The following is a 15,722-nucleotide window of genomic DNA, read 5'->3' as shown; positions in this document are numbered from 1 at the left end:
GCGAACAGTGCCTGGCACCACCCGAATTTTCTTGTTTCACAGATGTGTTCCACGAATGAAAAGGGGCCGGATTTTTAGGTCCGCCCCCTCCTATCATTTCTTTCATTTACGATTCACTGTCACTCCCGAAAAATCTTGTTTCACAGAGTGCTTCTCAGGATTCAAGTTTCGTCTCTTGATGTGAATTGACAACGGAATGAACCACTAGATCCGGCCCAGGACATCACTTTTCGATATGCTGAGTTATGATTTGTTGGCCGCCGGGTTGGTTTCTGGTTAGGAGGGCTTTTTTGGCGATGGTGGCTAGGTCGAGCTGTTGGAGGGTTATGCAGTAGTCGGGTTTGATTGCATGGCCGATGTCCTCCTCCATTTTTATAAGGTGGTGGACGGCGTCCGAATCAGTGAACCAGTCACCGGGTTCGGCGGGAGGATGCTGCTGGTTTGGCCAGGCGTATTCTAACCTTGGGCTGAAAATCCTTGCTGCCCTTGGTGCGAGCTGGCAAGCGAATATCCTCGGTTTCAGTTCGCTTCCAGGCGTAAATTCTTCGACGTCGTTGAACAAATGAGGCCAGTAGTCTTTCCTCGAGCCGGTGTGAGGTTTCTCGGCAGCCCATTTTTCAACAAGCTTCAACCGCTCTTCATCCCCGAAAAGAATCCGGTATAATTTTTTTCCGATTAAAATTCGCTCATTGAGGCTTTCGAATTGGTGGACGGTCTGCCCGGCGAGTTCCGCTTGGCCACCGTGGCTGTACGGAAAGAGGATGTGGTTCATCGACAGCATGTCCTGGAGCAGGAACTCGAGGGAGTTGAACACGTTCTCTTTAAAAGCAGGATTATCCAGAACGCGGGCTTCCAAATAGCTTTGTTCGTTTACAATCAGGGCCACCGTCAGTGTATACCAGTCCTTCTCCGCCCAAAAGTAATTCCAGACCGGCTCCATAAACGCCGAAACGCCCAAATGCGGCAGCAAGTGAAAGAGGTTCCGGCCTTGTTTCCTGCTTTCTTCATATAATAGAAGCTGCGGGTATGCATCCTGGAAGATGAGCCAGTTTGCCCGCTCCAAAAATGTGAAAAATGCCTCACCCTCCTTCCGTGTCAGCAGCCTTCCCACAAGGCCTCCCTTCAGATCGGTCATGTTCCAGCCGCCATTGCGTGATACCATATGAGCCAAAAACGCCCAATGGATTTCGGGAAAGCTTACATAGAAACCAAGATACGCCTTTGTGCGGGTGATGTTGTTCAGGTTTAGCCCGCGCGTGCGATTTTCGATGTTCTGGACGATTCGCGCTTCGTGCGGAGGAAGCGGTGCGTGCAGTTTCTTCTTTTTCTTAAGGTCTTTTTTCAGTTTTAAAAGATGGCCTGGGAGCGTTGGCCGATTTTTCAAAAAAAGGTTCCAAAACAATGGGAGCACCGCCTCTCGTGAATTGTTAGGCTTGCTGGTGAATATGTATTTGGTAGGGAATTCGCGGGGGGAGGCCGAGGGTGATGAGAGTCGAGGGTGGGATTCGGTGGTTGGTTGGACGGCTGCGGCGGGACCAGTCGCAGCGCGGGTCGTGGGAGTATCCGTTTGAGACTGGGGTTGTGGCGGATTGTTATATGATTATTTTATTAAGGACGCTTGAGATTGATGATGAAAAGTTCATCAGGAAGCTTGTGGAGCGGATTCTGAGCCTGCAGGGGCGAAACGGGGCATGGCGGGTTTTTTACGATGAAGGTGAGGGGAATGTGAATGCGACGCTTGAGGCTTATTACGCTCTGCTGTATTCGGGGCTTTTGGATAAAGGGGATGAGAGGCTTGTGGCAGCACGGCGGTTTGTCGTGGAGAACGGCGGGATTCGGAAGACGCATTTGTTCACAAAGGTGGTGCTAGCGGCCACGGGGCAGATGGAGTGGCCACGGTTTTTTCCGTTTCCTCTTGAGGTGATGCTGCTTCCGTCGTCGTTTCCGGTGAATTTCTATAGTTTTTCGGTGTTCGGGCGTGCGAATTTGGCCCCACTGATGATTTTGGCGGACCGGAAGTTTCAGGCACGGACGGAGCGGACTCCGGATTTGACGGATTTGGCCGCGCGGGAGGACGGGGAAATCGAGCTTTTCCGGGATGTGGATTCGTGGCGTGGGCTTGGGTCTTTTTTGAAAAATGGCCTAAAAACTCTTGCCGGGCTTCCTGGCGAGGTTCACCGGCTTTCGACGGAGCGGGCGAAGAATTATATGCTGAACCGGGTTGAGAAGGATGGTACGTTGTTGGGATATTTCAGTTCAACGTTCCTGATGATTTTCGCATTGCTGGCGCTAGGCTATCGGAAGGATGACCCGGTGATTTTGGCGGCGGTACGAGGGTTGGCGGGGATGCGGACGGTGGTTGATGGGCATTTGCATGTGCAGTATACAACGGCTTCGGTGTGGAATACGGCGCTGGCGAGTTACGCGCTGCAGGAGGCGGGGGTTCCGGCGGGGGATCCGATGGTGGCGCGGGCGAACGGGTATTTGCTAAAGAAGCAGCATTACCGGTATGGGGATTGGGTGGTTCACAACCGGGATGCGTCTCCGGGCGGGTGGGGGTTCGCGGACAGCAATACGATTCAGCCGGATGTGGATGATACGACGGCGGCGCTGCGGGCGATTTCGTGGAGTGTTGGGGGAGGGGATAGGGCTGGTAGGGGCTCGGGAGCTGGGCAGGGTGCGCGGTACGGGATGGAGCCAGGGTATGGGATGCATTCGGGGTATGGAATGGGACAGGAGTTGGGGCAGGGTTCTGGGATGGGATCGGGCTATGGGATGGGATTGAGTAATGGAATGGGGACGGAAATTGGGCAGGGTTTACCGGTTGGGCAACATTTAGGGTACGGACAGGGTACAGGATATGGGGCGAATGTAAATTCGGGATTCATGGCGGGGCAAAATTTGGGGTATGGGCAGGGCTCTATCCCAGGTATGCCAGCTGGGAATAATTTCACGCACTCGGCTTCCGTTTCTGGAGGTGAGGCCCAGATGACGGATTACTCCGGAGCCTGGCAGCGCGGGGTACGCTGGGTCCTGTCCATGCAAAATGACGATGGAGGCTGGCCGGCTTTTGAAAAAAATACAAACAGCAAGCTGCTGACGTTGGTGCCGGTGGAGAAGGCAGAATTTCTATTAACGGACCCGTCATCCGCTGATTTGACCGGGAGGACGCTGGAGTTTTTGTGCAATTATACATCGCTGCCCAAGAGCGATCCGGCGGTAAAGAAAGGGATTCGCTGGCTTGTGCAGAACCAGAAGAAGGATGGTTCGTGGTATGGGCGGTGGGGGATTTGCTACATTTACGGCACTTGGGCGGCTGTGACCGGTCTGCGCGCGGCGGGAATTTTTCCGTCAGAGAAAGTATTGTCGCGGGCAGCTGGCTGGCTGAAGGGGATTCAAAACGCGGACGGCGGCTGGGGTGAATCTTGCTTTAGCGATAATGCGGGGAAATATGTCCCGCTTGGGGCAAGCACGCTGGTCCATACAGCGTGGGCGGTCGACGCGTTGATTGCACTGGCAGGTCGCGGGCGGCCAACCGAAGAAATCAATTCGGGGGTGGGATATTTGTTGGAGAATCTGGAGTCGACGGACTGGACGGAAGACTATCCAGAAGGGCAGGGATTGGCAGGCGACTTCTACATCCACTACCACAGCTACCGCTACATCTTCCCGCTGCTCGCTTTAGCCCACTACCGCGCCAAGTTTGGGGAGTGAAACTGGGAAGTAAAATTCAAATGGGATGCGGACGGAAAGTGTAACAGAGACTGATACCTTGATATTTATATAGTTGAAATCTGCTCTACCTTTAATTTTACCTTTGGTTGTCAGATATCCGGGCTTATTCTGACAACTCAACCAGATTTAAACCTGTGGTTGTCAGATATCCGGACTTATTCTGACAACCCAACCGGATTTTCGCATGCGGTTGTCACATATCCGGGCTTATTCTGACAACTCAACGGGATTTAGGCCTGTGGTTGTCAGATATCCGGACTCATTCTGACAACTCAACGGGATTTAGGCCTGTGGTTGTCAGATATCCGGGCTTTTTCTGACAACTCAACGGGATTTAGGCCTGAGGTTGTCAGATATCCGGGCTTATTCTGACAACTCAACGGGATTTAGGCCTGTGGTTGTCAGATATTCGGACTTAATCTGACAACCCAACTGGATTTTCGCTTGCGGTTGTCACATAAGCGGGGCCTAAACTGACAAGCCAACCCGCTTTTTCCGATTTCTTGGTCAGGCCTGTTACCTTCCAACATTCTCATAAAACACAATTCGATTTCCGAATGGGTCTCCAACACGGACTTCCTGCGTGTGCCATGGGGTTGTTTCGATGCCGGGACGGGTAAATTTGTATTGCTTTGAAATAAGGTTTGAATGAAGCAGATCCAAGTTTTCGACTTCTATTCGAATTGCGGCCCCAGGACAGCAATCCCCGTGGTGCTCAGTGAGGTGAAGAATGCAATTTCCGTATGATATTTGCATGTATAAAGGGAAATCCTCTTCAAACCGATGCTCCCAATCCACCTTAAACTCCAAAAATGTAAAATAAAACTCCTTGGCTTTTTCCTCATCAAAAATACGCAGAATCGGAATTGGGCTTTTCATACTTATTTTAGAGGTATTCAAAAAGTTCATCTCCTTTTCTCCTCATCATTAGGAAACTACTCTTAATCTATCACAAGCAGGACCATACGAGACAGGAAAGCGTTTACCCGACGGTTTATAAAAATCGGCTATCAAACGTGCCGACATAAATTTGACGTTTTAGTTAAAGGCTAGAAAGGTAAAACGTTAAAAAGGGGTGATTTCATGGCAGACAAAGTGTCGCTTCCCGAATTTGTCGCGCGTGTAAATGAGGCAAAAGGGCCTGTTATTCAGTTTAACGAGAAGGAAATTCGCCCGGACGGGATGGCCATCGCCGATGAAGACAGCGCGACGGGGGCCAGCCAAAATTTGCAGGTACAGCTCAAGCTCGAAACGCCGTCCGAAACAGTCGTCTATGAGAACATGTACGACAATCAAGTCGAGTATGAAGAGGATATGAAAATTATCAAAGATTTACTTAAAGACACAGACACTTTATGAATGGTAACGGAGGTAAGGCTCGCCAGCAAATGATTGGCGGGCCTCCTATTTTAAAAAGGGCAGAGGAAACTTCCGCGCCTCACGTCAACCGACCTCAAACTCCCTGCTCAGCATATTCCCAAGCCTTTTGGATTGCGCGGTGGCTTCTTTAATACAGTGGATGAGCGATTCGTGCACCTGGTTGTTTTCGAGCACACGGATACCCGCTTCGGTTGTGCCGCCCGGGCTTGTGACCTCGTGACGAAGCTGGCGAGAAGGCTTATCGGAAGCCCGCAGCATTTCCGCCGCGCCGAGCAGTGTCTGGACGATGAGTTCCTTCGCCAAATCTCGTTCGAGCCCGATTTCCGAAGCGCTGTTTTCCATCGCTTCAACGAGGTAGTATATATACGCCGGGCCGCTTCCTGACAATCCCGTCACTGCGTCGAGCTGACTTTCCTCAACAAACGCCGCAAGCCCCACGGTTTCAAACAACGCCTTAGCCTGGTCAGCTTGCTCTCCGGTAACATGCGAGTTGAATGCGAGGCCAGTGGCCGATTTTCCAATCGCCGCCGACGTATTCGGCATCGCCCGGACAATCGCGAGGTTTTTATCCGCCATTTGCTCTATCGTCCCAATCGAAAGCCCCGCTAGAACGGAAATAACGAGCATATCCCCAGTCAAATACGGCATCGCGCTCTCAAGCCCGGCCATCGCGTCTTTTGGCTTCATCGCCAATACGACCCCATCCGCCCCCTCAAACAAAGCCTTTTTATCATAAGTAACCGTCACGCCATATTTTTTATTAAGCTCCTTGAGGCGATCCCCGTCACGCCTGTTCGTCACCCAAATGTCGGCAGCCTTAACAAGCCCATTCGCGGCAATCCCCGCAATCAACGCCTCCGCCATCGAACCTGCCCCAACAAACACCACTTTCCTCATCGGAACCGCCTCCTTTTTATCGAAAAATACAAAAAGGCCCTTCATCCGCAAAGGACGAAAGGCCATTCTTCCGTGGTACCACCTTTATTGGCCCTTTTTGGGAAAATTGGACAACGCACAAGGACAGCAAATCCCGCGCTACGCACCATTTTCCGAAAAAGGCTCACTCAAATCCACTATCGCCGGACACGCGGCCAGGTTTGCCTGGCAGCTCATAAGGTAGGTTCAATGGTCCAGAGGGCTGCGGAACCTTTCAGCCGGTGGGTCCCGCTCTCTTTCGCCGTATTCCATCTACTGGCCTTACTCAACGCTTTGCACTATAGAGTTTGTGAATTTCAAAAACATTAAATGAATTGCGGTCTGCAGTAGCCAGTTTTTGAGCATCAAAACGATTAACCGCCACTACGCTCTACACAATACATTTTTCGAATTTTCCAAAGTTTTAATTGTCATTATGCTGGAAACCAAGCCCCCCTGTCAAGCGAATTCTTTTAAAAAAATGAGGTTGTGGATGAATCCGTTGCTTTACCTTAGTAAGAGTTCCGTCAATTCTCTTGTTTGTAAAAGGAGTTCTGACCAACCTCATCTTTGATAAAAACGAGATCGATCCTTCTCATTTTTGTAAAACTGAGGTCTGTCTTTGGAACCTTAGAATGGTCAATGAAAAGCGGTGTTTTTATCGCATTTTGCTGGCGAATTTTGTGGTTATATTTTTGAGGTTGTTTGGGATTGGGGTGGGAGGATTTCGGGGGGCTGTCCTTGAATTTTATAGATTACCTCAATCAGGGCAGGGAAAGGTCACTCATCAATGAGCTTCCGTTAACTTGGGACGTTTCCCTGTAACCGCATTGTTTTCCTCGTTTTTGCTGCAATGCAATTTCATTACTAAACAAATTTCATAAAAAATTTTGGCTCATACATCACTAGGACGATTTTCTCATTTTTGTATTTTTTGCATATGGTGGGGGTATGTGAGTAGAAAAAGGGGCGTTCGGGGCGGGGGTTCCGGCGCGGGAATGGGGGCGTTGGCCAATTTTCAAAAAAGCGGTTGTTAAAGGGTTGGTGTTGGCGGCTTTGGTTTTGGGGCTTTTCGCGCCAGTGGGCAAGACGGAAGCGGTGGCGGCGGGGCAGACGGGTGTGGTGGAGATTAAGAGTGGCGTGTTGAATGTGAGGAGCGGACCTGGGGTCAATTTCAAGAAGATAGGGACGCTGAAGAACAAGGCGCGAGTGCCGGTTGCCGCGGTGAAAAACGGATGGGTGAAGATTACACTAGGTAAAAAGACGGGTTATGTTTTGGACGATTATCTACGCGTCTATATGCCGATGGCGGAGGCGGAAGCGCGGAAAATCGCGGAAGGTGCGGATGCTGTGCAGCGGGTTTCGTGGGAGAAGAGCTACACGAAGGCGCAGGTTTACGCAATTATGGAGCAGGCGTTCACGCGGGAGTTTGTGGACCGGTATTTCAAGCAGCAGTTCCGGACGGATGGGAAGGACAGCCGCGGGAATCAGCTGTACCATGTGATTGAGACGGAGATTTGGGGGCTGGCGCTATACCCGCTCGATTGGGAGTTGAAGTACGACCCGAAAAAGCCGGTGGTCACGCGCTACCAGAAGAACGGCACGGAGTATTTGTTCATTTCGCAGTACCATCTCAATGAAATGAGCCGCAACCAAACGACGACGATTTGTCTTGTAAAAACAAAGGCGGGCTGGCGCGTTTATGATCATTTGGTCGTTTATGAGGAATAGGTTTTAGTTGTTTTTTTGAAAAACAGGTAGAGTTTCTGAATATATACTTGGGCGGTCCTGATGGAGGGGCCGCTTTTATTGCGTCAGGGCATAAATAATAGCTAGTTAGGCATTATTATCGGCGGATTCGGCTTTAATAATGTCTCAATCGGCATTATTATCGGCGGATTCGGCATTAATATCGCTGCAATCGTCATAAACTCGGACAAAGTTGCCCCCCCCCACAGTTGTTAGATAGCGGCACCACCTAGATACAGACTTTTTCCTGGCTGGAAATTGGGTATATAGTTTTAGGGTTAATTCCCTTGGTTTTCTGGTCTTAATTTCCAGTAGCAGGCCGGCATAAAGCTGTGAAATGATACGAAATAAGAGAGTGATAGGAGGATTGGGATGATTGAGGAGATGATTGACCTGGCGACACGGAAATTCCCAAAGCTTGCCAAGGCATATGAAGAGAAGCAAGGTCAGGGATTTACCGCAACAAGCGTTTACACTCAAAGCGTTGTTGTGGAGACGGGCGACGTTATTTCTGTGGTTGAATTAACAATGGCGCGGCCGGCGGGGGATTCGATTCTCCTGACCTACTCGTATTCAAAGGGTGTGCTTGATATTCTTTTAGAAAGAGAACTTCCTGGAGTCCAGCAAAACGGTGATTCGAATCTTTTGCTGAGCGGACGGGAGATTCAAGATAAGGAATTTAAACGAAAGATGGTTCGGGGGTATGACCCGTCGGACGTCGATGCGTTTTTGGACGTGATTTTCAAAGATTATTCTTATATTGAAAGAGTGTTGATACAGGAAAATAAGGTATTAAAAGAGGATATAGAAAAGCTGCGAAGGAAGTAAATTGGGTCCATTTTTGGAAAAAATAACATGAAGGTTTGGACATTTTTGGTGATTTTCAAGTATGATAGAGTGAGTGATAGTTTGTGAGATTAAAAGATTGGAGCAGTGACGAGTTGAAAACACTATTGAAAGCAGCGGTCCTGACACTACTAGCCCTTGGATTCTATCATGAAAATGCTTCAGCAGCTGAGCCGGGGTGGGCCTCGAAGTGCTCGAAGTTTGGCGCGCTGAAACCGAATGAGAACCCGTCCTTCCAACACATGAACTGCCTGCTGACAAGCGCGGCGATTGCGGCCGACGTCCCGCCTGAAGTGGTGAAGGGAGTCGCAAGCCAGGAAAACGGAACATGGAAGCAGTTTAAGGATAACGGGGAGCCGGTCATATCCCCGGATGGCGGAATTGGCATCATGCAGATTACGAACAAGCCTGACTTGGACCAGGAGCGCCTGCAAACGGATGTGTATTACAATATTGAAAAAGGAGTGGAGGTTCTGGCGTACATGTACACCAGGACGGATATTCCGAAAATAAAGAACGCTGAGCGGCATGACATTGAAAGCTGGTATTTCGCAATCATGGCGTACAATGGAACGAAGCCGGTGAACAGCCCGATTACTAGGGAAGGCGAGCCGTATCCGCATGCCTACCAGGAAAAAGTGTTCAGAAATATTGAAAAGGACAGCCTGCTTGGCGGCAAGTTGGTAAAGCCTGAGTTCGAGGTGAGCGATTTTGACTACGATCGTAATAGTACGGACAACATAAAGTTTCCGACAATGGTTTATACCTTAAGCGAACCGTTGCACCCATCGGCGTATTTTTATAAAAAAGGGGATAAGGTTGCGACCACGATTGACGGTGCCTTATTGAGGCCAGGGCCGGCTACCGGTCCGACTGTAGTGAAAACGCTCGGGAAATTCTCGTCACTGACGATAACCGGGGATCCCGTCTATGATACTTCAGGGAATCCGAACCAGTTCGTCTGGATTCCGGTCATGACGTTGGATAAAAAAGTGGGATATATTTCATCCGCGTACGTGACCAAGCCTGTCTGCACACCATGTTTGCAGTACAAGAAGGGCCAGAAGATTTACTGGGATAAGTATAAGTGGGAACTTAAACTGGGTCTCCTTGGCCGTTTGACCATCCTTCAGGATACGCCGCTTTTAACGAAGGACGGCAAGGTTGTGAGGATGCTGAAAAAAGGTGACGTATACAAAATTTACGCCTTTAGGGAAGGCGAACTCAGCGTCGGAGGCGGGCTCTACGTCAAGCGCGACCCGAAAAAAATAAATTACGAAACACCAAGCAGAGAGAAGCTCGACGCAGTCAAATGCATCGCGAATTTTTATTGAAATTAGTTTGGCCGGGGCGACAGTCAACACTGTCCGCCCCGGTTTTTTTTGTGGTGGAATGCGAACAGTGCCTGTCACCACCCGAAATTTGTCGAAAAATGAGTTCCGGGTTAGTGCCAGGCACCGGACTGGGAGAGAACGTCCCGGTTGGGTACATGACCAACCTCCCCCCAATCACCTTTTTTCAGAGTTCTAGATGCTTTTTGAGTTCTGCCTGGACACGCTGTTTTTCCTCCTCGGGGACGAGGTAATAGTAGATCGCGTTTATTTTCTTGCCTGTTCCGGACAGTTCGATTTGTTGGATGTTTTTCGCTGCACCCTTATAATTCGTGGCGATGCCAACCATTTGGTCGAAGGTTAGATTGGTTTTGATGGACTGGCCCAGTTCAGCGAAAATTTTATCAAAGTTGGCTAGCGATGAGAGGGACGCGCCCTTGTCCAGGACAGCTTTGATGATGGCCCGCTGCCGTTCCTGCCTCCCAAAATCCCCTCTCGGGTCATCGTAGCGCATTCGTGTGTAGTTCAACGCAGACTCACCGTCAAGCATGATTTCCCCTTTTGAAAACTGGTCCTCGCCATACGTGAACTCGAATGGATTCGTGACGGTGACTCCTCCAACCGCATCCACCAACCCGCTGAACCCTTCCATATTTACTTTTACATAATAATCAATCGGAATATCGAGAAACCGTTCGACCGTTTCCATCGCCATTTCGACCCCGCCGAATGCGTAGGCGTGGTTGATTTTGTCCTCACTGCCCCGCCCGGCGATCATCGTCCGCGTATCCCTTGGGATGCTGACCATTTTTACTGAGCCTAGATTCGGATTCACTGTCAGCACGATCATGCTGTCGGTCCGGCCGCGGTCTCCCTCACGCTCGTCGACTCCAACCAGAAGGAAGGAAATGGGCTGCTGCTTCTCTATCGTGACCTGTTCGACACGCTTAGGCGACTTAACGCGTTCAATCGGCGTATGCATGGTATCGGCAGCTTTGGATAAGGAATGGTACACCGAAAAGGCATAGTTCCCTCCTGCCAGGAAAAGGGCGATAAGGCCTGCGAGTACAATCAATAATAACCGCTTCTTTTTCGTCCCCGCCATTTCATCAATCCTCCAGCCTTTTCAGCAAAATGGATAACTGTACAGAACATTTTATTTTGCTGCAGCAAATGGTATGATTCCCGCTGTGAAAATAAATCTCTTTGGCTAAAAAGTTAATTAGTCTTCAAAAGCTTATTTAAACTGGTGGCTTCTTATTTTTTTCAAAAAAAATCCTGTCTATTTATGCTCATTTTCATTAAAAGCCGATTATAAGAATGGCCCTGTTTCCGCCTGAATATACTTAGGTAGTTTAGTTTTGGAGGGAAATCAGTGGCGATATTAATTACTGGCGGGGCGGGTTTTATCGGGAGCCATACATGCGTGGAGTTGCTGGATGCCGGCTACGAACTCGTGATTGTCGACAATTTTTCCAACAGCAGGCCAGAAGTTTTAAAAAGAATTCGTGAGATTAGCCGGAAGGGGTTCGAGTTTTTCGAGGCGGACCTCACCGAACCGGGGCAGTTGGAAGAATTGTTTTTGAGCTACCCGGTTGACGCTGTTATTCATTTTGCCGGGGTAAAAGCAGTCGGAGAATCTATTTACGAGCCGCTTCATTATTATAAAAACAACGTTTCCGGTACGTTGAATCTATTGGCTCTTATGAAAAAGTACGGAGTGAAAAATCTCGTTTTCAGCTCATCAGCGACCGTGTACGGTAATCCGGAACGGGTTCCGATTTCAGAGAAATCGAGGCTGCAGGCCGCCAATCCATACGGAAGGTCGAAGCTGATGGCCGAGACAATTATGCAGGATTTGTACTCTTCTGATTGTGAGTGGAGCATTGCGCTGCTGCGTTACTTTAATCCAGTCGGGGCGCATCCAAGCGGTTTGATCAGTGAGGACCCGAACTGCGCCGCGCCTGCTAACCTAATGCCGTACATCAGTCGTGTGGCGGCGGGAAAGTTGGATGAGCTCGAAGTATTTGGAAACGACTACCCGACAGCCGACGGAACAGGCATCAGGGATTATATCCACGTTGTTGATTTGGCGCGGGGACACGTGAAAGCACTGGAGAAAGTCATGTCCTCTTCCGGAGTGGAGGCGTACAATCTTGGAACTGGGAAAGGATACAGCGTGTTGGAGCTCGTTTCCGCTTTCGAAAGGGTTTCAGGCAGGAGGATTCCTTATCGGATTGTTGACCGCAGGCCTGGCGACACCGCCATTTGCTATTCGGATCCGTCAAAGGCGGAATGGGAGCTTGGCTGGTCAGCCCACCGCGGGATAGATGAAATGTGCCGGGACGAATGGAACTGGCAAAAGCTAAATTCGGATGGGTACGGGAGCGGGTGATAGTATCGTATAGCGGCGTATGGACGATTGATCCATGCGTCTTTTTTTCTTTTCAGAAGTAAATCAAGCTGGTCCGGCAACTACAAGGATTGCAGGAGCGATGCGCAGTTTTCAATAGTTTATGACAGGAAGGATTTATTGAACTTATCCACTTGAAAGTAGCCAAGGAAGTCATATTTTTAAAATATCCCCTAAAACCTCATAGAACTTTTAGCGGCACGCAAAAACATCCTGTGTTATACTGTAAAAATAATTTTTAAAATTCACAAAACGCTATTCACGGCCTATTTTACAAAAATAAATTCCCGTATTAAGGAGAGTTGCATATGAAGATTACACCGTCGACGATATTGGAAAAGTTGCCATCCGGGATTTTTCTAGACCTGGCAAATCGCAAGCAAGAGCTCCTGAAACAGGGTGTGGATGTAATTGATCTGAGTGTCGGGAGCCCTGATTTGCCGCCGCCTCCCCTCGTTACGGAAACGATTGCGAAGTACAGCAGCGACCCGCTGAATTATGGGTATACGTTAAAGGGGACCGCGGAATTCAGTGAGGCTGTGAGTTATTTTTACAAGCAGCGCTATAACGTGGATATCATTGCGGAAAAGGAAGTTTTGCAGCTGATGGGGTCGCAGGACGGGCTGTCGCATTTGGCGCTCGCGCTAGTGAATCCGGGCGATTATGTGCTTGTGCCGGACCCGGGCTACCCGATTTACGAGGCAAGCGTGACGATTGCCGGGGCTGAGGCTTACCCGATGCCGCTGCATGAGGAGAATGATTTCCTTCCTGTGCTTGAGGACATTCCGGCGGAGGTTCTAGCGAAAGCTAAGCTCATGATTCTCAGCTACCCGGGAAATCCGATTCCGGCTTTGGCGGACAGGCACTTTTTTGAAAAAGTCGTCGAGTTTGCGAAAAAACATGAAATTCTCGTCCTGCACGATTTTGCCTATTCTGAACTGATTTTTGACAACCACCCGCAAATCAGTTTCATGTCTGTTGAGGGTGCGAAAGAGGTAGGCATTGAGTTTAATTCCCTTTCGAAAACGTTCAACATGGCGGGCTGCCGTATTGGCTACGCGGTTGGGAATGAGCAGGCGATCCGCATCCTTGCGGCGTTCAAATCGCATATCGACTACGGCATTTTCCTGCCGATCCAAAAAGCAGCCATCGCGGCGCTTACTTCGGATTATGCCGACCTTGCCGAGCAGGTGAAAATCTACGAAAATCGCCGAGACACGCTGATTGAAGGCTTGAACCAAAGCGGCTGGCAAGTAAAATCGCCCCCTGCCACGATGTTTGTTTGGGCAAGAATCCCGGAAGGCTGGACATCCCGTGACTTTGCGTTCCAGCTGTTGGATAATGCGGGCGTAGCGGTCGTACCGGGCGACGCATTCGGCAAGCAAGGCGAAGGGTACGTGAGGATAGCCCTCGTCCAGCCAGCGGAAAAGCTCGCTGAAGCAGCGGCGCGAATTCGGGAGTATTTGAAGGTTGCTGCGGGAGTGGAAGCGTGAGGTGGAGGAGGCTTTTTGAGGAAGGGCTTTCTTTGAGAGGCTGTCTGGCCCCCATTAACCATGCCTAAAACTTAATAAAAACAAAGAAGCCAGGTTCCGCCTGGCTTTTTTGTTTTTGAAAAAGTCGTGCTTGATGCCAAAGCGTAGCACCCAGTGTGGACATGTACTTGTGGCATGGGCCCCTTTTTCACAAAAAATCAAAAGGGCTTGGCGACCATGAGGATGATGAGGATGATGGCGGCGGCGTGTGTGAATTGGTTGAGGCGGTCCATTTGCCGTGAGATGGTGAGGTAGGCTTCGGGCAGGCCGTCGCCTGTGTGCGCCTCGAGGATTTGCTTTTGCTGCTTGATTTTTTTCGGCAGGATGCCGGCGACGATAGGCTGGACGGCGATGTAGATGACGATGGAGGCAATGTACCAGAATTCCTTGAAAAGTTTCGGTTCCAAAAAGCCTAAAATGAGTCCGGTCAGCAGGAGGGTGATGCTGCCGATTTTGGCGATTTTCTCGATTCCAGCGAGGATGCCGAATGTAAAATGCGCCTGCGCGGGGGTTTTCGGTTTGTTGGCGATGGCGGGCAGGGCGAAGGTTGCACCGATTCCGACGATAGCGGCGATGATGTGAATCAGGACAAGAAATTGATAAAAGCCCATAGTTTTTCCTCCTTGCAAGATTTATTTTGTTATTACCAAATTATGTTTAACAATTGTGGAAAATAACGGAACGTTGCAAAAATAATTCGGCAGCCGAACATTTCTGGGAAAAACAATCTGCTCGGTGCGATAGTGGTATATAATGGAATAAACTTGCCGAAATGGGGGATTTTGATGTCGGAAAAAGATCGGGACCGCCTCGAGAGGGAAATGCGGAAGGACCCCGGTTATACGTTCAACGAGGGGCAGCGCCAAGGGGTAACCGGATCGCCGGGTGAACTTTTCCGCGGGGACTGGAAACAGATTCTTTTTAACATCGTGGTACTGGCGTTTGTCATCCTGTCGTTTACTTTATTAATAAGGTGGTTTACTGGCTAATGGTAATAACCAAGGCACTCAGCGGCGGGCAAAAAGTTGTTTTAAAAGCGATGGCGGCTATACTGCCGACGTTCATCTTAATTGAATTATTAGTAAGGCTATTCCCGTATACCGGCCTTGTACGTATTTTGGCTATCCCGCTTATTCTTTCCTTAAACATTGCGTTCGTGGCTGCGGCGATTTTCCTTACCCGAAAAGGAACCGTCCTCAGAAACCTGTTAGTTTGGCCTGTGGCCATTCTGCTTACACTCATCACGACAACTTTCTTTTACCCACAGGAAAGCAGCCCCCATGTAGCCGTTCAGATCCGGGACAGCATCACAGCATTGAAAAATTACAACGGGATCAAGCCGGAGGACTTAGAAAAGGATGACGAGGAAACGTACGTTGTTGCCCTCTATAAGTTTCGAAAAGAAATCCCTTTGGATGGGACTTTTTACCTTTATGGTCGTAAAGATGAGGAAGACGAAAAGATACATACTCTTGCTGACATCCCGCTCAAGCTGTACCCTCACCATAGGCTGGTGTGGCGGTATATGGAAGCGACGGGAAAGTAAACCAAACGCCTGGCTTTACCTGCACAATGGCGGTACCATCAGTTTCCAAGTCACGTGCGGAGTTTCTGGGGGAAACCGGCACAACAAACCCGGACGTCGCCTTCAATATATTGACAGGAGCAATATAGTGCGATGTCCATTTTTTAAAAAAAGAAGGGGTAAGCCGAAAAAGGCTTGCCCTTTATTATTATGTAAAAATACCATTTTTGGTAATATAGGAAGGAACTAATTTTAGAGGAAAGAGTTGCCGTTTCAATCTAATTGGTATATTTATA

At 49.5% G+C, this 15,722-nt stretch carries 14 protein-coding genes; 9 read left to right on the top strand and 5 right to left on the bottom strand.

The genetic code is table 11. From position 1 onward, the window contains the following. Window positions 1-223: 223 nt before the first annotated feature. On the bottom strand, window positions 224-1,402 hold the full coding sequence (locus tag RB160_RS04875; RefSeq protein ID WP_316569111.1) for a DUF2515 domain-containing protein: 1,179 nt from the start codon (window positions 1,400-1,402) through the stop codon (window positions 224-226). Between the two features lie 83 nt (window positions 1,403-1,485). Between RB160_RS04875 and RB160_RS04870 the strand changes: the two genes are divergently transcribed. Continuing rightward, window positions 1,486-3,714, top strand: coding sequence for a terpene cyclase/mutase family protein (locus RB160_RS04870; protein ID WP_316569110.1), 2,229 nt, complete (start codon window positions 1,486-1,488; stop codon window positions 3,712-3,714). A 537-nt stretch (window positions 3,715-4,251) separates the two neighbouring features. Here the strand turns inward: RB160_RS04870 and RB160_RS04865 are convergent. Continuing rightward, window positions 4,252-4,644, bottom strand: a complete 393-nt coding sequence (locus tag RB160_RS04865; protein WP_316569109.1) for a glyoxalase superfamily protein — start codon at window positions 4,642-4,644, stop codon at window positions 4,252-4,254. A 174-nt stretch (window positions 4,645-4,818) separates the two neighbouring features. On the opposite strand from RB160_RS04865, the gene RB160_RS04860 reads away from it, so the two are divergent. Next, on the top strand, window positions 4,819-5,094 hold the full coding sequence (locus tag RB160_RS04860) for a hypothetical protein (RefSeq protein WP_316569108.1): 276 nt from the start codon (window positions 4,819-4,821) through the stop codon (window positions 5,092-5,094). 84 nt (window positions 5,095-5,178) lie between these two features. Here RB160_RS04860 and proC read toward each other — a convergent pair whose 3' ends face one another. Further along, window positions 5,179-6,012: a pyrroline-5-carboxylate reductase gene (gene proC / locus RB160_RS04855; protein ID WP_316569107.1), complete on the bottom strand. Its 834-nt coding sequence runs from the start codon at window positions 6,010-6,012 to the stop codon at window positions 5,179-5,181. A 1,137-nt stretch (window positions 6,013-7,149) separates the two neighbouring features. Here proC and RB160_RS04850 point away from each other — a divergent pair. From RB160_RS04850 to RB160_RS04840, 3 genes are all read left to right on the top strand, one after another. After that, window positions 7,150-7,761, top strand: coding sequence for an SH3 domain-containing protein (locus RB160_RS04850; RefSeq protein ID WP_316569106.1), 612 nt, complete (start codon window positions 7,150-7,152; stop codon window positions 7,759-7,761). Between the two features lie 390 nt (window positions 7,762-8,151). Beyond that, the gene (locus tag RB160_RS04845) at window positions 8,152-8,607 is read left to right on the top strand and encodes a DivIVA domain-containing protein (protein WP_316569105.1); all 456 of its coding nucleotides are present in this window, start codon (window positions 8,152-8,154) and stop codon (window positions 8,605-8,607) included. A gap of 83 nt (window positions 8,608-8,690) precedes the next feature. Continuing rightward, window positions 8,691-9,959: a transglycosylase SLT domain-containing protein gene (locus tag RB160_RS04840; protein ID WP_316569104.1), complete on the top strand. Its 1,269-nt coding sequence runs from the start codon at window positions 8,691-8,693 to the stop codon at window positions 9,957-9,959. A 184-nt stretch (window positions 9,960-10,143) separates the two neighbouring features. Here the strand turns inward: RB160_RS04840 and tagU are convergent, their stop codons facing one another. Further along, window positions 10,144-11,061: a polyisoprenyl-teichoic acid--peptidoglycan teichoic acid transferase TagU gene (tagU, locus tag RB160_RS04835; protein WP_316569103.1), complete on the bottom strand. Its 918-nt coding sequence runs from the start codon at window positions 11,059-11,061 to the stop codon at window positions 10,144-10,146. Window positions 11,062-11,331: 270 nt separating this feature from the next. On the opposite strand from tagU, the gene galE reads away from it, so the two are divergent. Together galE and RB160_RS04825 are read left to right on the top strand one after the other, a co-directional pair. Continuing rightward, window positions 11,332-12,351 carry a UDP-glucose 4-epimerase GalE gene (gene galE, locus RB160_RS04830; protein WP_316569102.1) on the top strand — a complete coding sequence of 340 codons (1,020 nt, stop codon included), beginning with the start codon at window positions 11,332-11,334 and terminating at the stop codon, window positions 12,349-12,351. Between the two features lie 326 nt (window positions 12,352-12,677). Further along, a complete protein-coding gene (locus RB160_RS04825) occupies window positions 12,678-13,862 on the top strand; it encodes an LL-diaminopimelate aminotransferase (protein ID WP_316569101.1) in 1,185 nt (394 codons plus the stop codon). A gap of 197 nt (window positions 13,863-14,059) precedes the next feature. On the opposite strand, the gene RB160_RS04820 is transcribed toward RB160_RS04825, so the two are convergent. Then, entirely contained in the window at window positions 14,060-14,512 is a 453-nt protein-coding gene (locus tag RB160_RS04820) for a DUF2269 family protein (protein ID WP_316569100.1), read from the bottom strand. Between the two features lie 174 nt (window positions 14,513-14,686). Here RB160_RS04820 and RB160_RS04815 point away from each other — a divergent pair, with 174 nt between their 5' ends. Together RB160_RS04815 and RB160_RS04810 are read left to right on the top strand one after the other, a co-directional pair. Continuing rightward, the gene (locus tag RB160_RS04815; protein ID WP_316569099.1) at window positions 14,687-14,890 is read left to right on the top strand and encodes a hypothetical protein; all 204 of its coding nucleotides are present in this window, start codon (window positions 14,687-14,689) and stop codon (window positions 14,888-14,890) included. Then, a complete protein-coding gene (locus RB160_RS04810; protein ID WP_316569098.1) occupies window positions 14,890-15,447 on the top strand; it encodes a hypothetical protein in 558 nt (185 codons plus the stop codon). The genes RB160_RS04815 and RB160_RS04810 overlap by 1 nt, the downstream gene beginning before the upstream one ends. Window positions 15,448-15,722: the final 275 nt, after the last annotated feature.

Origin of the sequence: Neobacillus sp. YIM B06451 (genome assembly GCF_032667185.1) — a bacterium.
Lineage (GTDB): Bacteria > Bacillota > Bacilli > Bacillales > Cytobacillaceae > Bacillus_D.
The sequence above is the reverse complement of the archived record's forward strand: the minus strand, read 5'-3'. Positions and strand labels throughout refer to the sequence as shown.